Origin of the sequence: Paenibacillus sp. SAF-068, assembly GCF_051967555.1 — a bacterium.
GTDB lineage: Bacteria > Bacillota > Bacilli > Paenibacillales > Paenibacillaceae > Paenibacillus.
In genome coordinates this window covers 739,870-759,716 of sequence record NZ_JBQCJX010000001.1, presented here as the reverse complement: position 1 = coordinate 759,716, position 19,847 = coordinate 739,870, and the positions used below count along the sequence as shown (strand labels likewise).

Genomic DNA, 19,847 nt, shown 5'->3' with positions numbered 1-19,847 from the left:
CATCACCTCCATTTGCATTTAACCAACACTTATTGAATTAGATAATCTACCACAGGATAAGAAATCACATTCCGATCTCTGTACGTTGACATCACCGCGTCGTGATGTGTGCTAAGAATTCCATTTTGCAACATCACCGGCCGGAAACCTCGCTCCATCGCACCGTTGTAGGTGAATAGAACACATTCCTCTGCGGCAAAACCGGAGATGATCAATAGTTCAATGCCATGACTCTTCAACACCTGCTCCAGATCAGTCTGCCAGAAGGCATTGGATGCTTCCTTCGTAACCGTGATATCCTTCTCATTCACATCCACCTCGGGAATAATGCGATAATCATCTGGCGCTGCCTCTTCTATCCCTTCCACATCCTGTACGTGAATGACCACATGATTATTCGTGCGCAGCACATTAGCCACATGATTAATATACTCGCAGGCATGGTCTATCGAAGTCTGGTCCATCTTTTTCTGCACAATACTCTCTTGCATATCAATAATCAGCAATCCTACTTTCATCCGATCTCTCCTCAACAATAAATTTTACGTCGCATGGTTTAGTATCTTCCCTTGTTTACACGGATAACTTAACTTAGTCTTTAAAAAGTTCATTCAACATCCGGTCGCGATTCTCCAGAAAACTTCGGGTAATCTGATAGTGGTCGGTATCCTCATAGGCTACCTCTTGTATGTGGCTATCGTCAAAACTTAAAATCTCTGCCCCCGGATATCCGAGCAGAATGGGTGAGTGCGTTGCAATAATGAATTGCGAAGAGCCTGACAGATCATGAAGGATACGCAATAACGAGAGCTGTCTTGCTGGAGATAAAGCAGCTTCGGGCTCGTCGAGCAGATAGATGCCTTTGGAACTGAAGCGGTTGACGAACAGATTGAGAAATGACTCTCCATGAGATTGTGCATGCAATGAACGCCCGCCATAATATCGAAGTGATTCCGGCATCTCATCGACATGTGATGCAAACTGATAGAAGGACTCCGAGCGCATGAAGAAGCCATTGGTTATTTTGGGCAACCAGGCCAGTCTTAGATAGTTCCCTAGCGAGGATTCCGAAGCATGTGTCTCATAGCTATTATTCCTGCCGCCTCCTGCGGTATTGAATCCACATTGATGAGCGATGCCTTCAAGCAGCGTCGATTTCCCTGAACCATTTTCACCTACAAAAAAAGTAATGTTATTCTTGAACTCCAGGCGTTCCAAGCACTGTATCGAGGGGATGTCAAAAGGATATTGGTCTCGATTCTCAATCTTGGACGACATAAGTTCCACACTTCGAAGATACATAATCACCCTCCCCTATGTGTTCTATTTCAATTTAACGCTCAAATTCACATTTCCTTTCCATCGTACCCTATAACGGGGTGCATATGAAACCGTTTCAACAAAAAAAGAGCAAGCCATAGGCTCACTCTCTCTTCAGAGTTAATAGACAAATCTGCGCTGCGCCCAATAGCTGAACACAAAGATGGACACCTCGGTCAACAGCTTCGCTGCGAGCAGTGGGATAATCAGTTTTTCATTATAAAAATACAGTAAACCATAGTTTAATAGCAGCACCAGCAGGACAAGCGAGAAGTATTTGGGCAAAGATTTCCGAACCTTCGAGGTTCGCCCTGCGGAGAATACGTACTTCCGATTAATCGTATAGTTGAAGATGGAACTGCACAGCCTTGCAGCAACAACTGATAGAAACAGATTATGCGTGAAATACTGAATAACGAATAGTAATCCAAAATCAATCAGAGCCGACAGTACCGAAGATGTGCTGAACATCAGAATGGGCATATAGATCCGGAACGAATCAACCAGTGGGCGGAAATGAGAGGACTCATTGTGATCCAGATACACCGTATCAATAAACTCCTCTGTAATCTCATACCCTTCCTTGTGTGACGTTAACAGCATGTTCATCTCGTATTCAAACCGATCCCCGGGAATCTGGTTCAGCCAGTCCAGCATGGCGTAGGGAAAACCGCGTAGCCCTGTCTGCGTGTCATATACTTTGGTGCCTGTCGTGAAGGAAAAGACCGCCCGTGTGACTGTGTTGCCAAAACGGCTGCGTGCTGGAATCTTACCACTGAAGCGACGGCTGCCGAGTACAATTCCGGGTGTCGTTTGTGCGAGCAATACTTCGAAGATACGCTTAATATCATGTGGCAGATGCTGTCCGTCACTGTCCGCGCATACCACTCCGCCCTGAGGTCCATGCTCCTTAATATGCTGAAAGCCTGTCTTCAGTGCCCTGCCCTTCCCCAGATTGACGGGATGTGTCAGGACCGTACAACCATAGGCTTCTGCTGTTTCAAAAATTCCACGGTAACCGGGTCCACTGCCATCATCCACGATTACAATGGGCCCAAGTTTAAATGTCTGTAACTGCAGAATGAGATTCAGTAAACGCACATCGGGTTCATATGATGGAATTAATATGGTCATGATCCTTGTCCCTCCGTCAGATATAGAATGTCACTTACGCCACGTTCCTGGTTACGCCCCAGCGGGTTATTCACGACTCGACCCATAAAATACATTGTGGATGAACCGCCGCCGTCCAGATTGTAAGCTTCGGTTGCTCCAAGGCCTTTCATGACATCGGCCAGTTCTGCCAGGGTCATGCCACGGCTGTCGTCCTGCCGTCCGTCCACCACCACGAAGACGTAATGATTTGGAGCAATCATACCGATTGCTGTTCTTGGATTGGCATCCTGGATGGAGCGGTTACCGAAGTTGTTATCAATTTTCACACTGCTAAAATCACTGACGATCTCGCCATCCTGAATCAAAATGGGTCCAAAGGATAACGTATTGGTTGCACCATCTGCCAGCAGTTCCGAGGAAGAAATCTCGTTCTCGTTGTATGTTTTCATCGTTCCGTCATTGAACAGGGCAAGTGCATCCCGCGTCGGGCTATCCCTGTACAATGTTCCATTCCGAATAATGACACCATCATCGCGGAAACCGTAATAATCACCATTAATGGCAAAGATCGCGTTGTTAGCTGCGGCAATCTCTGAGGTATTCTCGGTAATGTTCGTTCCAAAACTATTGTCCGCCAGTGCAGTTCGCAGGCTGCTTGCATCTGTTAGCTGAACATCAGCGACATAATACGTTATCTGATCCGAGCCAGATCCTGTCTGTACCTTTTCAATATGGACCTCCATATCATCACTCGAATAATTCCAGTCATCTGACGTTGCATTCACTTCAGTTGAGGTGGTCGATGTGCTGGTGGAATCATTCCTGTTGCCCGTTGCTGCCGTTGTCGTGTTCTCATCCGCTACAACCACCTGCACATGTCGGATTAGATAACGGTCAACCAGGCTGTACAGGATTCCCCCCACCGTGAGCACCATGACAAGTGTGATGATGAGCCATCTGCGCTTTCTTGGGGAAATGGGCCTTTTATGTGGGTCTTTCCGGGTTGGTTTCTCATAGATCTTCATCATGTGAAGCTCACCTCTTCATCTAAGTTCTTAAAGCCATATTAGGCCGAGTAGCTTAAATGAATCTGAAACCATATCAATTGAACTAAAGAACATTCACACTGACACTCCGATGACAGAACAACCTTCCAATCGCTGTTATTGTGTGAATAAATAATTCCATAAAAAAAGGCCATCCGTTGCCCCATTGAGGAAATCAGATCACCTTGATTTTCAATCTATAGAACCCTAAATGTCACGAGTATCGCATACATGTTTCGTTTTGCTTAGAGATCTTCTCCAACAGATTTTGCTGTTATGCGTCAGCAAAAAGAGCATCGTAAGCGGGACAAGGCCGCTTCTCCAGAAATTCTTTTAATGCAGGCGGCTGCTGGGCATAGATATCCTTCAACGACGTTCCGTTATAGATATTGCCAATCACAACAGGATGGCATAACTCACAGATGAGAATATCCCCGTTGCCGTGCAAGTGCAGCTGTTTCGTGCCATCTACACAATTAGAGAAATACACCCCTGGTTGTTCACGCAAATCCAATTGTTCAGCGAACCGATCCATACAGGTGAAATATAGCGTTGTATCCGGCTTTTTATGCCCGATTAATTCCGTTACAGATCGAACGAGGGACTCTCTGGATACAATCTGACTCCAATCGGTATGCGGCATCTTAATGCTGTTCTGGATCTCATGGATACGCACACCCAGATCATACACCTTATCACTAATGGCCTGCATGTTCGCTTGGTTCCCTGCAAACAGTAACGTTTCCAGTACCGTCTCCAGACCGGCTTCCGTACACAAACGGATATTCTGCTCCAGTCTCTCATACATGCGAGGGTGCACACGGTAGTACGCAGCATAGGCCTCTGCATCCGTATAATTGAACGAGATATGGATGTTGGACAATCCTGCATCACGCAATGCGAGAATCCGTTCTTCTGTCAGCAGACTGGCATTACTGTTCAATTGTGTATCGATGCCATGTGCCGCGCAGTACGCCACGATTTCCAAGCAATCCTGGTATTTCAGGGTAACTTCGCCCCCGGACAATCGCACGCGCTTGAGACGAGGAAGCTCACTAATAATACGGATCACTTCCTGACTATCGATGCATGCTCCATCATCCCGATTGTAGGCGCAGCAGTAGTCACATTTATAATTGCAGTTCGATGTCACTCCCACCTCAAGCCCTTCCAGCTCATATACGCCGGGTGTTTCCAGTTCGAGTGATTTATATCTGTTTTTGGCTATCAATTTGTTGTACCTCCTGGTTCCTTCATTCATTCCACATTTGGATAACTTGAAGATTATAGCGGAAGGCACCCGGTTCAAGATATGACATTATGTACGTTGCTTGCTGAAAACAAAAATAAAACCCATTTCCTCAATGATCAGGAATGGGCCAGAGCTCGGCATATGATTATTGAATATACAATATAAACTACGATACAGTTGAGAGATTACTTCCTGAGGCATAGCCAGATACTATCCAATCAAGCTCATTCTTATTTCCTCCTTTTATTGTATATCATCCATATTGAACTCAGGATTATAAGCAAACTCATGGCTCGCCAGCATGATGAATGAGACACGACCTTTGTGATCAAAATTCATGGATAATCCATTCATGTTCTCATATCTGCCTTCTTCCAAAATTGCATGATCAAAGGACGCTATGATATGGTAATTTCCTTGTTTATTTTTCTCCATGATATATGTAATACTTGTTACTTTTCCTTTTTTAGTATCTATAAAAGCTTTCTTGCCATATTGTTGAAAGACCTCCTGGACTGTACTTCCATAACCTATTCCGCTTGGCGTTTTATACGTTTTGAACTTTGCCGGGTCATCAATCATGATGCCATCCACACGGCCATCCTTGTAATGAATAGTCATATCTTTATACTGGTAGAAATTCGTATGTTTATAATAATCTACGTGTGGTCCAAGTTGCTGCTCAACCTCTTCACGAGTACTTCCGAGTTTAATCTTAATATCTTTGGATTTAATCTGAAATTGGAATTCATCCTCAGTAAATATCCTAGTTGCATGAGATGTAGTAGGTTCTTGTGAAACGGCATTACGATGGTATGCCACTTCTGAGCTGCTTAAAAAAGTCATGAATAGAATAAGATACAGAATTCCTTTGTTCAACCTCGATCTTCCTTTCAAAAATACCTTCTTTATTTAATACAAGTTATAGAAATCTTCTTTTACAATGGCATACATCTTCAAATCCTGAAATTCATTTTTCACCATCATATATTTCCTTAAAACACCCTCGAATTGCATGCCTGCCTTCACCATAACCTTGGCGGAACCTGTGTTCCTCACCAAACATCTGGCCTGGATTCGCTCGAGCCCCACTTCGTCAAATCCAAATTGGATGATTCGTTTCACCACTTCGGTCATGTAGCCTTGATTCCAATATTGATCAGATAATACATATCCCAGCTCGACTCTCCTGTTATCGCTATCACACCCTAGATAGTTACAACTACCAATCAGCCTCTTGGTATGTTTATCTTCAATCCCCCACGGGCCTATTAGATCTGTCTCATAGCGACTCATGACAAAATCCAAAAAAGCTTTGGTGTCTTCTTTGCTCTGATGCGCGTCCCAGGTAGTGAACTCCGATACAGCAGGTACAACGCAATAACTATACATATCATCCAGATCATCGTAGGTAAGCGGCCGGAGTACCGTCCGTTCCGTCTCCAACACCGGAAATGGTTCGAAGAAACTTTCAATTGTTCTCATAGACTCACCCTCCTTGAGATTGTTAGGACAAAAATATTCACAGCAGTTCGATCAAAATTGCCTAACTCATCTGTTGTAAAATCGATCATAGTTTCTATAACTTTAATCTAATATACGCAGCGATTGCCGTAACTCCTAACGCTACAGTGGATCTAATTTTTAATTTTGCTAATTCCAAACCATCTGTTGGTAGATGAACAAGCATAATATACAAATAATAGAAAGACACAAGAATCGAGACGACTAACACTACATTTGTAATTCTTTTTATTAACAATAAAATAATCCTTTTCCTCCTTATCCTCAAGGGTGTTCTTCAATCCACAAATCCCGTGGTCCAGAGATCCAACCGAGTTTTCTCCAAGGTAAAACGACTAATCAAGATGACTTAACACATTTGCGCTGCCAAGTTTCCAACCATGTTCTCCCTTTTCAAAGGTATGTACACTGGTGTTACCCATGGGATAGAAGCCGGATTTATTGCTCCATTCCCGCTTCTCAAGCAGATAATACAGAATGTTAATCACTCCGCCGTGAGTAATTAACAGGACATTGGACTGGACTGTCCGTTCCTCTATATCTCTAAGGAGACGCTCGAAAGATGTGCTTATACGATTATAAAAATCCCTTGGACTTTCTCCTCCCGGAAAAGGGGATTGCATCTCGAGAGTGTTGAAATATACTCCTGGGTAATGCACTTCTGCATCCTTATGAAGCATACCTGCCAACTCTCCGTTATTCATCTCCCTCCATTCTTCCATGAAGATTGCTTGCATGTTTAATCTCTTCTCAATTTCCTGTGTTGTCTGCACTGCACGAGGAAGATCACTGCTCATGATCGTATGTATGTTGTACTCCTCAGCGTGATGATGCAGATGCTCTCCCAGTTTCTTGGATTGATTGATCCCCTGTTCCGTAAGTCCACGCTCGCTCCATCCACCCCGATACCCTTCCTCGTCCATACCGTGTCTTACCAGATAAATTTTCAAGATCTTCCCTCCTTTTCACTTCCTATGGAACAGATTCCTTCACAAATAAACCCGACCTCAGATAGCTTCTATCCAAGATCGGGCATTTCCTGCAACCCATTTATCTTACAAATGTATTATGAACTCGTTCCGACTTGATAAAGTAAGGAATCCAGATGGCACAAGTGATGACAGATTTAGCAATATCTCTGATTGAGCTTCCATCCTCAAGTTCTCTCGCCATTGGAATCTGGAGCAACAACAGATAATCAATAATACCAACGGCCAGACTTACGCTATAAAACATGATCATCAGACGAGGAAAGATCGATTTTTTGCTATAAAAAGCAATGATCGTATAAATACCAAACACTAAAAAGAGTGCATTATATACCGTCTCAAAAATAATGACGGGACCCCATAACGGGTGATAATAGTCTGATTGCTCTGAAGTCAGCAACTCCCATGTTTCTGTCGTCATTGTGGGTAAAGAAAATTGAATTAATTGCACTGCAAGCAGAATTACTGTAAGAAATAATCCAATCTGGACAAGAATTAACCAGCCACCCAATCCTGATACGCCTAGTGGACGGTAGTCTGTTTTTGGTTCTTGAATATGTGGTTCCACTTCGTAACACTTCCTTATATCATTTTGTTTTTCTGAGATGAGTCTTCCTCGTAATAGTACTACTCCAAATCGAATCTACGGGTGCTTCTATCTCCTTATTCCAAATGCGTTGTATGTATATTCTGATACTCTTCTATAGCTACCTCCCCATCCTCTGATCATATAGAATTTTACACAACTTCCTTATTGTACTACGTGTGTCAAGGAAGAAGCTTCAATTTCAGAACATTATACTCATACGCTGAAATATCAAAGGAAACCTTCGCTATACTTCCGCCATGTTCAGCATAGTACGCGTACGTCATAATGCTCTTATACAGATGCAGATGGTGACTCTGCATTTGACTACGAAGGAGGTTATGGATATGTCCAATCCCAAAGTAAAACTTTTGCCTTTTGCCGATATCTCAGATTATGTCAAAGGATTCGATATCGTTTCCACCCAGTGGGGCGTTGATGGCATTGTCTATGTGCTGCTGATAAATCAGATCCCTGAAAGAGAACGAGGTATATTCGTCCAAAGTCAATTGAATCAAAGCTATACGTACAAAGTACTTATTGTGACAGATCAAACTATCAAGGAAATTGTCATTTGGGGACAGACGTTCAATTATCATTACGTACAACCATTACATGATCATCTGCTGCTCGTCGGGGCACGGTGTGCGAATTATGGGGATGAACATTATGATCTGAACGCCAAAGTGTGTGATCTGGAAGGAAAACCGATCCGCGAGTTTTTGCTGGGAGACGGAATTCAGAGTGTGCAGGTTACAGAGAAGGGAACGATCTGGACCAGTTACTTCGATGAAGGTATCTTTGGGAACTACGGATGGAGCGATCCGATTGGATCATCTGGTCTGCTGGCCTGGGATGAGTACGGCAATAAACTGTACGAAAACAGCGCAGCTGACATTGCGGATTGTTACGCACTTAATGTGGTGAATGAGAAACAGGTCTGGTTCTACTTCTATACCGATTTTGAACTCGGTTGTATCTCAGGGGGCACTAGTGAAACGAACGTTACATTGATGAATCCAAACATCTCAGGTTCCTCCGGCTTCAGTACAGATGGTTATCATTTCTTGTTCGATGCCGGGTACGGTAAACATGGGACGTTTGTACTTAAGAAAATGGAGAAACCCGGTAAATTCAGCAAGGGGCAGAAGATTGATTTGCTAAATGAAGAAGATCAGCCCTTCAAGCAGGCACGGCAAGATTTTCGCCAGCATCGTCTGCTACTCAGTGAAGGTAACTTGCTGTACCAGGTAACGATGGAGGAGATTACTTCTGTTTTGGATTAAAGTAAAGGAGTGAAGAGGGTTATTTCTTAAACGATAATCCCTCTTCTTCCAATGCGTTTCGCAGTTTAGGTATGGCAGATGGTCCGATTCCATGCAACTTTAGGATCTCTTTCTCCGTGTACGCTGATAGTTGCTGTAGTGTCGCAATGCCTTCATTCTCCAAGGCACGTCTGGCGGGAGCGGACAGCAAAGCTAGAAATCCCTCTGTCGGTTTACGTTCAGATTCGCACGTCGGACAGATTGGACAATCACTTTTCTTATAATACGAATGTCCTTGTTCGCATGTTCTGAGTGTTCCTTTATCGTTTGACATGTGGACATCTCTCCTGGATTAAGTATTGTATTGCTACATTATGCTAAATTCACAATCCATACTCGGCAAAAACGGTTGCATATTTCTTTTCTAATATCGTCCAGCGCTTTTCGGCTCCGTATTTGGCATGCAGTTGCTGTAAATAATGCTTGGCTTCTTCCGTATTGCCGGCTTTTAGCAGGAAGCGAAACGTTACTTCGCTTAAATGTAGCGCTGTCTTATCCATATAATAATGGACTATATCTCTGGCCCCTGTTAGCGAGTGCAGGAATGACATGCCCTCTTCCAAATGTGACACCAGTTCTTTCGATAAAGCGTCTGCATCGATATCAGGCGTTAAGGTATAGTGGGCCGGAGCGGAAGGGGCTATTTCTCTGATTCGGCAGGTAAAATGAGATACGTACTCCGATATGTCTCCATTCAATCCAACGGACTGCAACTCTGCAAGTTCGTTAGAATGAACACCACAATTAACATAAAACTGGACTTGACTACTGGTGTTATACTTTGCTCTTTGAATGTTGAACTTATATATGAGGTTTCCATCCGTTTTGTAGAAATTCAGATTTTTCTTGGAATAGCCTTGTTTGGCAAATACGGGTTTGACTTCTGTATTGATGATCTTCTTAAAAAGTTCCTGCATTAGATATCACTCCCAAGGCAAAGTTTATTTAATACGTTGTTACCCTTTTTTGTTCAGAATCATGCTTGTTCTATTTTATAAAAATAAGGACCACACATGGATTCGTGCGTATACACGTAAGTCCATGTAAACGCAAGGTCGAAGATATAGATATCTTGCTCCGAATCAAAATCCGCTGCAATGATCCGATTCGCATTTTCGTATAAAAGCACCCAACCACCATTTTCATACATCACATATACTTCATCTTTCGGCTCGGCATCAAAAGCATCTCGTGCTTCGTCATGTGTCAGACATTTCTGTTGTTCATAACTGAACATATGCCACTTGTACTGGCTATAATGGATAGACTCTTTGACTACATCATCGATATTATTGGCGAATGTCCTGTCCCATTGCTGTACAATCCCTTCGGATTCCTCGTACAGTTCGGACACGACAACTCCCTTATCCTGCAAATTCTTCTTGAACATATATTCCTGATGGATACGCTCAATCCCCCAATACGCTCGGTTCAGTTCCAATTCGGGTAAAGTATCCAGCAGCTCGTTAATTTTATCTCGAATCATCATTACCTCCCTAGGATATTGGAATTAAAATACCTGGTCCTCGCCTGACTATCTAGCTTCTTCTCGCAGCATATGAGCCAGTTTGTACATCTCGGCGATGTCATATCTGTTCTGTGCCTGGAACCTCCGAATCGCTTCATCAATCTCTACCACTTCAACAGCAACCACCTGCTCGCCATCCTCTGGATTCAGCGGATCAGCAACAAGTTCAACATCTCCATATCCAATGATTCGTACGAAATGGGGATGCGGGATATGCGGTCGATACGGTTCCAACGCACTGGATGTACAGTGAAATTGACCGAAAATCTGATAGGATCGTAATTCTGCCCCCAACTCCTCCATCAGTTCGCGCTTCAGTCCGTCCATATACTGCTCACCTGCTTCAAGCGTTCCTCCAGGCAGCTCCCAGTCTCCATTATCTAGTTGGAAAACAACACATTGCTCCCCAACAAACGGAATGATGCTAATATTGCTCACTAACGTTTCATCCACGATCTCGTTCAATCTGAACTCCGCCTCAATAATCCCCCAATGAATTAACGTACTCAGCGCCGGAAATCGTTCCGCATTCAAACTGCTCATCCACATCCGTTCCTCTCTATGTAATTCCACTATTCTTCCAATTATAGTCGAAAACACAGAAAGAAGGCCACCTCCCGACCGGGAATACGTGACCCTCTTCTTTCGCTCTCTGCGCCCTTTAAACCTTGGATCAGTTCTCTCTCCAGACTCTCAGACCATGCTCCTTCTAATGCTGTACCAGCTTGCCCTTTTCCAAAAAAAGAACCCGGCTACAGAGCGGCAAAATCCGCTCATCATGCGTAACCATCACGGCACTCTTGCCCTGCTCCTTTACGAGCCGCGCAATCATGCTCACAATATCCAGTCCACGCTCCGCGTCCAGGCTGGCTGTCGGTTCATCTGCGAGCAGGACAGCCGGGTCGTTCATCAAGGCCCGTGCAATGGCCACCCGCTGACGTTCCCCGCCAGACAGCTTCTCCGCATACGCCTTCCGCCGATGAGTCAAACCTACCGTATCCAACAGCGCATCCACTCGTTTCTCCGCTTTGATTTTATCCGTTCCGGCGAGCTTTGCAACGACCATGAGTTGTTCTTCTACTTTTAAATAAGGAATGAGATTGGCACTTTGAAAAATAAAACCTAGCTGCTGAAGCCGTACATCAGATATATCTTGTTTGCTTTTGCCCATAATAGAAGCCCCGTCCAGCAGAACCTGTCCTTCCGTTGGTTCAAGAAGTGCCCCGGCAATGGACAAGAATGTACTTTTACCCGAGCCGGAAGGCCCCATCACAGCTACAAGTTCCCCTTCGGCAACCTCAAGGTCCAACTTGTCCAGTATGGTGCGTTTGCTGCCACCATCTTCAAAGCTCTGTGTAATTCCCTGTAATACCAATCGGTTTCTCATGCTGCTGTCCTCCCAATCGCATCAAGCGCATCAATTTTGGTAACCTTCCACACCGAGAATAACGAACCCGCCACAGACATGAGGATGAATAATACACAGGTCAAGGCGAGGGTGGATAAGCCCAATTGAAACGGCATCGATGCTGGCAGGATGGACTCAAACAATCGAACCAATAGCACGCTGATTACCAGACTACCGACGGACAGGACCAAGACTTGTAAAGAAACGCTACCCGCCAGATAACCATTCCGAGTTCCAATCGCTTTCAATATGCCGAACTGACTCGTTTTCTGAATCGTGATGACATAGAAAAATACCGCAAGTACAAACGCCGAGATGACATATAGAAAAGCGATCATCATGAGCAACGATCCCTGTTCTTCCTTATAACCAGGAATAGCCGATACAGCATCTGACTTCGTGATGACTTCCGTATTAGGCATTGCAGCACTCAGGCCGTCTACCTGCTCGCCTGCACCCTTGATGGCAATGGCATTGTATACCGGAGCATTGGCTTTAGTATCGGCCGAACCTTGTGTAGTCCGTGTCCCTCCTTGAAGCGTATGCCATTCTTCTTCATTCAGGAACACGACCGGAGAGTGACTGAAAGACTCATTTTGTACAAATCCGCCAACGGTCCACTTCATCCCCGAAGCTTGATCGACCAGAACGGTGCCAATCGTCACACCAGATTCAGCTAACTTATGATCCACCACAACCTGCCCGTTGGTCTGATCCGTAATCGGAGTTCCTTCGGTAACCGCTGGAGCAAGCCAGCCCTCCGGATTCACCATGAACAACGTGACATCGATCTTTTTCGTGTCGCCCATTGGACTGACGGTTGTCATTTTCACACCGAGCGGCTCAGCGTTCTCTTTCCCCACTACGGAGCGAGCTTGATCAAGCTGATCCTGATCGACTTGTGACCGGGTAAACCGATGATTCGAATCTTGTTCCAGCACATAATGGGTTGCTGCCATATTTTTGACCGAAGCTGCGTTATCATACGCCAGCCCCTGTGCAAGACCTGTAACAAACAGTACCAGAAATGAATCCAGCACCATGATTGTAGCAATTAAGGCATACCGCCCTTTGGCATACCTCATTTCCCGAATAGCCAAGTACATGTTGTGTGACCTCCCTCTTGATAACCCAAGTATAGGAGGCGAAAATGAACGGCAAATGAATAACAGATTACATCTGCGGAAGGGTCACGGTAAAGACCGTACCCGCAGGCGAACTGGAAACCTCAATTGTACCGTCATGAATTCGGATAATTTTCTGCACAATGGCAAGTCCAAGCCCGGTTCGTCCGGAAGAACGTTCCCGCGCACGGTCCACCCGGTAGAATCGATCGAACAGGAAAGGCAGATGCTCGGCTGCAATGCCGTCCCCTGTGTCCCGAATCTGAATTACATACTGGTTATCTATCTGCTCGGCATGGATCTCGATGCTTCTTCCCTGTGGCAGATGATTCACTGCATTACCCAGCAGATTCATCCACACTTGCATGAGCAGCACTTCATTGCCGACAAGCTGGATGGATTCGGGCACCGATATCCGAAGCAGCAGTTCTTTCTCTTCAAGTTGCCATTGCAACACTTGAACCGCTTGCCGGAACTGATCTCGCAAAGAGAACTTTACTTTGGACAGATCTTCGTTCCCTTGTTCAAGGGAGGACAGGAGAAGCAGTTGTTTACTGAGTAGGGAGAGATGACGACTCTCCTCCTCAATGATCGATGCATAGTGCTCCCGCTCCTGTTCAGGCAAATCCCGATCCGCCACCAATTGGGCAAAACCCTGAATCGAGGTCAGCGGTGATTGAATCTCATGGGATACGTTGGATACAAACTGCTGCCGCGCCTGATCCACTCTCTCCAACTCACGACTCATAGTCATGAAATGCTGAGCCAGTTGGCCAATCTCGTCACGCCTTGTAGTAGGCAGTTTCAGATTATATTTTCCTTGGGCAATGCGCTTGGTCGCCTCGGACAGACGTTCAATCGGATTGACCAGATAGCGGGTACTGATCAGAAAGATGAGAATACTAATGCCTATGGTAAATGCGCCAATCAGTGCAAAAAAGATACGCAGCTCACCGAACTGCAGAATTACATCCGGGCGCATAAAGAGAGCGTAATTGGTATTGCCCAACTGTAGATGAACACCCACGGTGTTGCTTAATTGATTATCGAAGAAACCGGTAATAAACGGTTTGCTTGGAAACTGCGCGACACCATGGTATACCTCACCATTCAGCACCAGATCTACCGCTCGCTTGTCCAGGTCCTTCTCACGGAATTCGCGGCCGTAGAATTGGTCGTTGCCTTTCCCATCCGTCACATAGATTTCGTATCCAAGATCTGCGGCATTGTTCAAATATTGCTCCATTGTATCCGGTTGCTGCTCCACAAATTGCTTCATTTGCGTCGCAATGCCCACCAACTTCTCATCATTGAATTCCTTGAGCTTCGCATGATAATAGATGTTGGACAAAAGAAATCCAAGCATGCCGCTGACCATAATCACCGCAATTGTAATGAGGAATACCCGGACGTACAAGGTCCTCACGGTGCTTTCACCTCCATCTTGTAACCAATGCCCCGGACCGTTAGAATGACGAAATCATCCGTATAATCGGCAAAACGATCACGGAGTCGCTTGATATGTACATCAACGGTACGATCATCTCCTTCGTAATCCGCTCCCCATATGAGCCGAATGAGTTCATCCCGCGAGAACAATCGCCCTGGAAACTGCGCAAGTTGTGAGAGTAATTCAAATTCTTTCATGGGCAAAAAGAGAATGGATTGTCCGTCCGTAACCTCCACATTGTTACGGTCAATGACGATTCGATTCATGCGAATGATATCGCTGGATGTGCGATGGTACCGACGGAATAACGCCTTTACCCGATAGACTAATTCTTCCGGTTCAAACGGTTTGGTGACATATTCATCCGTTCCTTTCAAATAACCGTCTCTCTTATCAGATAGCTGATCTCGTGCCGTCAGCAACATGATTGGAATGTCGTAATGCTGCCGAATATAATCACATAACTCCAGTCCGTCCATGCCAGGCATCATGACATCGAGGATCGCCAGATCGATCGGCGTTTCTTGCATCAGTTTGACCGCTTCCAGTCCATCCTGTGCTTCATGAACCCGATAGCCTTCCTTGGTCATGACATGCCGGAGGAGTGCTCGAATATTCGCATCATCGTCTGCCAGCAGCAGATGTTTCATATCGTTATCCGCCCTTCTATGTAGCGAGAACATCTCACTATGATCCTGCACAGATGGTAGCATAAAAGCAATCTCATTCGCCAGCACGTGCACGGAGATACCTTGGTATGTTTACATTTCCTTAAATCTGGTTGACACTACTATGAGGCGCAACTATAATAAAATCATAACATATGAACGAACGCTCATATATTCATTTGTAGGCGGTTAATCCTTGTTAAGGATCATTTATAGTCACACTAGAATTCATATTACATAACGGAGCCTCGCTCCAAAGGAGAGGATTTCATATGTCTGGACATCAACACAGTCATAACCATGGGCACGATCATGGACACAACCACGCTCACACCACCAATAACAAGAAAGTATTGTTGTTTTCCTTCATTATTATTACCGTCTATATGATCGTTGAAGCCATTGGTGGATTTATTACCAACAGTCTCGCACTTATTTCGGATGCAGGCCATATGTTGTCCGACTCCATTGCACTCGGGATCGCTTTGCTGGCGTTCACGTTTGGTGAAAAAGCAGTGAATACCGGCAAAACGTACGGCTACAGAAGATTTGAAATTCTGGCTGCCACGTTAAACGGAATCACGTTAATCGCCATTGCACTCTACATTTTCTACGAAGCCATTGGTCGATTCATTAACCCGCCAGAAGTCGCAACCGTAGGCATGCTGATCATCAGCGTCATCGGATTGCTGGTCAATATTCTGGTAGCCTGGATCATGATGCGTGGTAGCGATACGGAAAATAATCTGAATATGCGCGGTGCTTATCTGCATGTCATCAGCGACATGTTGGGATCGGTTGGGGCCATTGCAGCAGCACTGCTCATGATGTTCTTTGGCTGGGGTTGGGCCGATCCACTGGCGAGTGTGATTGTCGCAGCACTCGTATTGCGTAGTGGGTTCTACGTCACCAAATCATCTCTGCATATCTTAATGGAAGGTACTCCGGCCAATGTGGATGTGAACGAGCTGGTGCAGACCATCAAACAAGTGGATGGCGTCAAAGGCGTACACGATGTGCATGTCTGGTCCATCACCAGTAACCTGAATGCGCTGACGGCACATATCGTGGTAGATGGAACGATGGATGTCTATGCATCCGAGATCCTGGTTCAGAAGATTGAACATATGCTGGAGCATAAAGAAATCAAACATGTGACGCTCCAAGTGGAGTCTGAGAAACATCTGCATGACACCTCGGTATTATGCACTGTCAAAGGCGACGCACCAGATGCCCACGCACACCATCACCATTGAGATGGGCATAAACTGCAGTTGCTTCTAAATGAAAACAGGGCAGATTCCCCGGTGAAGGGAACGCCCTGTTTTTAATTGCCTAAGTTCAGCTTTTTGGTATGAGTAGAAAATGAAATAATCTTTACCTTATCGCAGCGGACTCTGCAATACTTGTATCTGGAGAGTAACCTCTCTTTCTTTTGATCGAATTCATATTCTGAAATGATATTTTTTTCTTTTAAGTCACCTGGTTGTTCATCGTCCTCTTTAATCTCGGACGATTCCAGATAGTTTCCCAGCTTAGTACTTTTTTACGTCTATACTTACTTCGTTTTCAACAAAAAATATCCTCTTCTTATGCCGAATAAAAATTACTGCAATAATTAGTAATCCTGCTGCGATGTAACAATAGTAGACAGGTAGAGTATAGCCTCCCAGTGTTGATCTTTTCTACGTTCCCTCTCCATCATCGATTAACAACAAAAAAACTAGGCTCTATTAAAAACATAGAGCCTAGTTTTTACATCAGTAAATATGCATCAGTCATTCTGGTTGTCAATTAAACTGCTCTCTAGCAAAAGCCTTTGTACTATCGCAGCAGTTTCACCTCGGGTAAGATCTTTCGTAGGCATCAAGCTTTTGTTTGATCCTTCCACAAGTCTGCTCTTCACAGCTGCAGCCATGGCCTGCTTCGCCCAGTATGAAACTGTTGCTTGGTCTGTGAATGGAGAGAGCAAAGACTCTAGATTGGTTCCATTAGCTTCTACCCCCGCCAGTTTCATCGCCCGGTTTATGATCACTAAGGCTTCCTGGCGAGTAATGTTTCGGTTAGGAGCAAAAGTCCTGTTCTCATAACCTTCGATCAAGCCATATTCCATAGCCTTGGCAACAGCACCCGCATACCAATCATTAGGCATGACATCGGTGAATGCACTCTCGCTGCCGTTGTCAGACAAGCCCAATGCACGAACAACAATGGCTGTAAGTTCTGCTCTGGTAATGGCTGCATTGGGTTCATAATGATTCTCATCTTTACCTTTGATAATCAATCGGGACGCCATATCAGTAACGGCCTGTTTCGACCAGTGACTTTCCACATCCGCAAAGGTCTTTGGATTCCAGATCAGGAAGTAGTCGCTGTTGGTGAGACTGTTCACGGTCGCATAACTCTTCCCTTCGCGAGTCGTGAAATAGGTTGGTACGTGGCGTACACTTCCATTTGAATCCAGCACGACTGCCGTTGTTACCTTGCTCACATCGATATCGGCAGGAAGCGGAATTTCACGTTCCACATAGCTGCTAAACTGCTCAACAGCTACCGTTTTACCATTATAGGAAGCTGTTACATTAAAAGTGACCGGCGGGGCCGCAACCTCAAAGCCTCCTTGAGCAGAAGAGGTCGCGGCGAGAACAGCTGTATTCTCATCGCTCTTGGCAATCTCCACATGAACGACAATGTCGGAGAGTTTAACATGTTCGCCCAGCTTGGACGAAATATTATCAATGGCAATTTGCCCAGCAGGCAGCTTGTAGGTACCGTTTGTCGTTTGTATCTCCAAAATCGATTGCTTATTTTCCATACTTTTCACTGCTTCACCGGTCAAAACCACTAATATTTTGTCCATCTTGGCAGTCACAGGAATGACCACAGTGGATTTCTCGGCCGCCTGCTTGAGTTGATCATCCAGCTTGAATGAATCGATTGTAGCCGTTAGCACCGATTTTCCGTTCTCTTTAGTCGTCGATCCTGTAGCAATTTGGTCTTTGATAATACCGTCAACAATAACTTGGAAACCGACAGGTTTATCGTCGGACGACGTGCTTGGAACAGATGGACTGCCAGTGTTATTTGCGTTATTCGAATTGTTTGAGTTATTCGAATTGTTTGAGTTGTTCGAACCATTGCTTGTCCACTTTGCATACAAAGTCATATCCGACGTGACCGCATTCGCTGCAAAGTTCCAGACATTGGTGCCCTCTGCTTCTTTGTACCAGCCTACAAATGTGTAACCAGATCTATTCGGTGCTGTCGGAGCACTGATTATCGAGCCACTGTTCACATTGGAAATACTGGAAACCAAGCTGCCTCCCTGCGAGTTAAAAGTAACAGTATGTTGCACTGGTCCATCGATTACCATTACTTTTCCAGGGATCAGCATTTTGTTCAACTCTAGCCCTGATGACTCCATAATGGAGAATAGATCGGAATCTTCTGTCTGCACTGTAAGTGATTTTTCCCCTAACACTGCCTCGTTCTTCACCTTGAAACTAATGGTGAACAATCTCTCTCCTGCCAGGATCGGTGTATCTCCCCCATCATTATCAACCCATACTGTTTTAAGCCAGCCTGTGGCGTTGTCGTAATTGGAGTCGAAGAAATCTCCAGAGTTCCCCTTAACCCCCGTTACTTCCAAACCTTCTGTGTCATAATCGAGCTGCAAGCTATAGCCTGCTATTCCATAAGTTGATTCGGTCACTGTCACTGGTACGTCCACCGTAGAGCCAGGAGTTCCGCTCACCGAGCCAATCTGAATCTTCACCGCGTGCCGCGTCCATTGTGCATACAACATCATATCGGACGTTACCGCGTCTTCTTCAAAGTTCCAAGTATCCGCAACGGACACATCCTTGTACCAGCCTGCGAACGTATAACCCGCCTTCGTCGGCGCTGGCGGAGCACTGATCGTCTTACCGCTGTCCACGTTGGTCACACTCTCTACAACACTGCCTCCCTGTGAGTCGAATGTCACAGTATGCTCAATCGCACTTGTTGTTTTTACCGTTACCTTCCCAGTCTCAACTGAGGTGGAAGCGAGCTCATTACCCTCGTAAAGATCATGTTTTATCACATTCAAATTCCAATCTCCAGGCTCTGCAGAGTCCAGAATTTTGAAATGAAGGGTGAATGCCTTTGTATCTGCTTCGGTAATGAATACTGGATTAGCCTTGATATTAATCATCCCGTTACTAGAAAAATCCGATTCAAAACCTCCTTCAACTGAAATGACTCCCAATTCATCCGTTACTTCATTTCCAGGTACCAATGCCAATGTAGCGGTATCAAACCCAATTGAAATGTCATAGTGATTGATCAGATCCTCCGGTGTCAAATGTACCGAAATGTCAACGAAATCTCCGGGATATCCTTGTTCGCTGTTTACCTTAATTGAGTTTGAAGCTACATCTGAACTAGAATCGGCATAACCTATTGTTCCAAAAGTTAAAAATACAACGACTGCCATCATTATTGAGACCCATTTTTTCCAAGCCATAATA

The 19,847-nt window shown here is 45.0% G+C and carries 20 protein-coding genes; 2 read left to right on the top strand and 18 right to left on the bottom strand.

The genetic code is table 11. The features are described 5' to 3' along the window. Nucleotides 1–29 precede the first annotated feature (29 nt). The 9 genes from ACTHPG_RS03290 to ACTHPG_RS03250 form a co-directional block, all read right to left on the bottom strand. Complete coding sequence (locus ACTHPG_RS03290; RefSeq protein ID WP_440387698.1) at nucleotides 30–518, bottom strand: cysteine hydrolase family protein; 489 nt, start codon at nucleotides 516–518, stop codon at nucleotides 30–32. 73 nt (nucleotides 519–591) lie between these two features. After that, nucleotides 592–1,302, bottom strand: coding sequence for an AAA family ATPase (locus ACTHPG_RS03285; RefSeq protein WP_440387697.1), 711 nt, complete (start codon nucleotides 1,300–1,302; stop codon nucleotides 592–594). Nucleotides 1,303–1,440: 138 nt separating this feature from the next. Next, on the bottom strand, nucleotides 1,441–2,454 hold the full coding sequence (locus tag ACTHPG_RS03280; RefSeq protein ID WP_440387695.1) for a GtrA family protein: 1,014 nt from the start codon (nucleotides 2,452–2,454) through the stop codon (nucleotides 1,441–1,443). Next, nucleotides 2,451–3,464 carry a phosphodiester glycosidase family protein gene (locus ACTHPG_RS03275; protein ID WP_440387694.1) on the bottom strand — a complete coding sequence of 338 codons (1,014 nt, stop codon included), beginning with the start codon at nucleotides 3,462–3,464 and terminating at the stop codon, nucleotides 2,451–2,453. The genes ACTHPG_RS03280 and ACTHPG_RS03275 overlap by 4 nt, the downstream gene beginning before the upstream one ends. A gap of 292 nt (nucleotides 3,465–3,756) precedes the next feature. Further along, nucleotides 3,757–4,743 (bottom strand): radical SAM protein, encoded by a 987-nt coding sequence (locus ACTHPG_RS03270; protein WP_440387693.1) that lies wholly within the window; start codon nucleotides 4,741–4,743, stop codon nucleotides 3,757–3,759. Nucleotides 4,744–4,977: 234 nt separating this feature from the next. Then, on the bottom strand, nucleotides 4,978–5,613 hold the full coding sequence (locus ACTHPG_RS03265) for a hypothetical protein (RefSeq protein ID WP_440387692.1): 636 nt from the start codon (nucleotides 5,611–5,613) through the stop codon (nucleotides 4,978–4,980). A gap of 33 nt (nucleotides 5,614–5,646) precedes the next feature. Further along, nucleotides 5,647–6,219 (bottom strand): GNAT family N-acetyltransferase, encoded by a 573-nt coding sequence (locus ACTHPG_RS03260; protein ID WP_440387691.1) that lies wholly within the window; start codon nucleotides 6,217–6,219, stop codon nucleotides 5,647–5,649. Nucleotides 6,220–6,593: 374 nt separating this feature from the next. Next, nucleotides 6,594–7,208, bottom strand: coding sequence for a histidine phosphatase family protein (locus tag ACTHPG_RS03255; protein ID WP_440387690.1), 615 nt, complete (start codon nucleotides 7,206–7,208; stop codon nucleotides 6,594–6,596). Between the two features lie 100 nt (nucleotides 7,209–7,308). After that, entirely contained in the window at nucleotides 7,309–7,815 is a 507-nt protein-coding gene (locus ACTHPG_RS03250) for a DUF2569 domain-containing protein (RefSeq protein WP_440387689.1), read from the bottom strand. Between the two features lie 365 nt (nucleotides 7,816–8,180). On the opposite strand from ACTHPG_RS03250, the gene ACTHPG_RS03245 reads away from it, so the two are divergent. After that, the gene (locus ACTHPG_RS03245) at nucleotides 8,181–9,119 is read left to right on the top strand and encodes a hypothetical protein (RefSeq protein ID WP_440387688.1); all 939 of its coding nucleotides are present in this window, start codon (nucleotides 8,181–8,183) and stop codon (nucleotides 9,117–9,119) included. 19 nt (nucleotides 9,120–9,138) lie between these two features. Here ACTHPG_RS03245 and ACTHPG_RS03240 read toward each other — a convergent pair whose 3' ends face one another. The 8 genes from ACTHPG_RS03240 to ACTHPG_RS03205 form a co-directional block, all read right to left on the bottom strand. Next, on the bottom strand, nucleotides 9,139–9,432 hold the full coding sequence (locus ACTHPG_RS03240; protein WP_440387687.1) for an RNA polymerase alpha subunit C-terminal domain-containing protein: 294 nt from the start codon (nucleotides 9,430–9,432) through the stop codon (nucleotides 9,139–9,141). Between the two features lie 49 nt (nucleotides 9,433–9,481). Beyond that, nucleotides 9,482–10,075: a DUF4304 domain-containing protein gene (locus tag ACTHPG_RS03235; RefSeq protein ID WP_440387686.1), complete on the bottom strand. Its 594-nt coding sequence runs from the start codon at nucleotides 10,073–10,075 to the stop codon at nucleotides 9,482–9,484. 59 nt (nucleotides 10,076–10,134) lie between these two features. Continuing rightward, nucleotides 10,135–10,644: a DUF4275 family protein gene (locus ACTHPG_RS03230; protein WP_440387684.1), complete on the bottom strand. Its 510-nt coding sequence runs from the start codon at nucleotides 10,642–10,644 to the stop codon at nucleotides 10,135–10,137. 48 nt (nucleotides 10,645–10,692) lie between these two features. Continuing rightward, nucleotides 10,693–11,229, bottom strand: a complete 537-nt coding sequence (locus tag ACTHPG_RS03225; RefSeq protein ID WP_440387683.1) for an NUDIX hydrolase — start codon at nucleotides 11,227–11,229, stop codon at nucleotides 10,693–10,695. A 166-nt stretch (nucleotides 11,230–11,395) separates the two neighbouring features. Beyond that, nucleotides 11,396–12,073, bottom strand: coding sequence for an ABC transporter ATP-binding protein (locus ACTHPG_RS03220; RefSeq protein ID WP_440387682.1), 678 nt, complete (start codon nucleotides 12,071–12,073; stop codon nucleotides 11,396–11,398). After that, nucleotides 12,070–13,200, bottom strand: coding sequence for an ABC transporter permease (locus ACTHPG_RS03215; protein ID WP_440387681.1), 1,131 nt, complete (start codon nucleotides 13,198–13,200; stop codon nucleotides 12,070–12,072). Before ACTHPG_RS03215 ends, ACTHPG_RS03220 begins: the two co-directional genes overlap by 4 nt. Before the next feature lie 67 nt (nucleotides 13,201–13,267). Then, on the bottom strand, nucleotides 13,268–14,644 hold the full coding sequence (locus ACTHPG_RS03210; protein ID WP_440387679.1) for an ATP-binding protein: 1,377 nt from the start codon (nucleotides 14,642–14,644) through the stop codon (nucleotides 13,268–13,270). Beyond that, on the bottom strand, nucleotides 14,641–15,318 hold the full coding sequence (locus tag ACTHPG_RS03205) for a response regulator transcription factor (protein ID WP_440387678.1): 678 nt from the start codon (nucleotides 15,316–15,318) through the stop codon (nucleotides 14,641–14,643). The genes ACTHPG_RS03210 and ACTHPG_RS03205 overlap by 4 nt, the downstream gene beginning before the upstream one ends. 290 nt (nucleotides 15,319–15,608) lie before the next feature. Here ACTHPG_RS03205 and ACTHPG_RS03200 point away from each other — a divergent pair, with 290 nt between their 5' ends. Beyond that, nucleotides 15,609–16,592 (top strand): cation diffusion facilitator family transporter, encoded by a 984-nt coding sequence (locus ACTHPG_RS03200; protein WP_440387677.1) that lies wholly within the window; start codon nucleotides 15,609–15,611, stop codon nucleotides 16,590–16,592. Between the two features lie 518 nt (nucleotides 16,593–17,110). Here the strand turns inward: ACTHPG_RS03200 and ACTHPG_RS03195 are convergent. Continuing rightward, nucleotides 17,111–19,843, bottom strand: a complete 2,733-nt coding sequence (locus ACTHPG_RS03195) for an InlB B-repeat-containing protein (protein WP_440387676.1) — start codon at nucleotides 19,841–19,843, stop codon at nucleotides 17,111–17,113. Nucleotides 19,844–19,847: the final 4 nt, after the last annotated feature.

What these genes read in the sequence shown, in the direction of transcription:
- ACTHPG_RS03290 (WP_440387698.1), bottom strand. Translation starts at nt 518, where the DNA reads ATGAAAGTAGGATTGCTGATTATTGATATGCAAGAGAGTATTGTGCAG.
- ACTHPG_RS03285 (WP_440387697.1), bottom strand. Translation starts at nt 1,302, where the DNA reads ATGTATCTTCGAAGTGTGGAACTTATGTCGTCCAAGATTGAGAATCGA.
- ACTHPG_RS03280 (WP_440387695.1), bottom strand. Translation starts at nt 2,454, where the DNA reads ATGACCATATTAATTCCATCATATGAACCCGATGTGCGTTTACTGAAT.
- ACTHPG_RS03275 (WP_440387694.1), bottom strand. Translation starts at nt 3,464, where the DNA reads ATGATGAAGATCTATGAGAAACCAACCCGGAAAGACCCACATAAAAGG.
- ACTHPG_RS03270 (WP_440387693.1), bottom strand. Translation starts at nt 4,743, where the DNA reads ATGAATGAAGGAACCAGGAGGTACAACAAATTGATAGCCAAAAACAGA.
- ACTHPG_RS03260 (WP_440387691.1), bottom strand. Translation starts at nt 6,219, where the DNA reads ATGAGAACAATTGAAAGTTTCTTCGAACCATTTCCGGTGTTGGAGACG.
- ACTHPG_RS03245 (WP_440387688.1), top strand. Translation starts at nt 8,181, where the DNA reads ATGTCCAATCCCAAAGTAAAACTTTTGCCTTTTGCCGATATCTCAGAT.
- ACTHPG_RS03240 (WP_440387687.1), bottom strand. Translation starts at nt 9,432, where the DNA reads ATGTCAAACGATAAAGGAACACTCAGAACATGCGAACAAGGACATTCG.
- ACTHPG_RS03235 (WP_440387686.1), bottom strand. Translation starts at nt 10,075, where the DNA reads ATGCAGGAACTTTTTAAGAAGATCATCAATACAGAAGTCAAACCCGTA.
- ACTHPG_RS03230 (WP_440387684.1), bottom strand. Translation starts at nt 10,644, where the DNA reads ATGATTCGAGATAAAATTAACGAGCTGCTGGATACTTTACCCGAATTG.
- ACTHPG_RS03225 (WP_440387683.1), bottom strand. Translation starts at nt 11,229, where the DNA reads ATGAGCAGTTTGAATGCGGAACGATTTCCGGCGCTGAGTACGTTAATT.
- ACTHPG_RS03220 (WP_440387682.1), bottom strand. Translation starts at nt 12,073, where the DNA reads ATGAGAAACCGATTGGTATTACAGGGAATTACACAGAGCTTTGAAGAT.
- ACTHPG_RS03215 (WP_440387681.1), bottom strand. Translation starts at nt 13,200, where the DNA reads ATGTACTTGGCTATTCGGGAAATGAGGTATGCCAAAGGGCGGTATGCC.
- ACTHPG_RS03205 (WP_440387678.1), bottom strand. Translation starts at nt 15,318, where the DNA reads ATGAAACATCTGCTGCTGGCAGACGATGATGCGAATATTCGAGCACTC.
- ACTHPG_RS03200 (WP_440387677.1), top strand. Translation starts at nt 15,609, where the DNA reads ATGTCTGGACATCAACACAGTCATAACCATGGGCACGATCATGGACAC.
- ACTHPG_RS03195 (WP_440387676.1), bottom strand. Translation starts at nt 19,843, where the DNA reads ATGGCTTGGAAAAAATGGGTCTCAATAATGATGGCAGTCGTTGTATTT.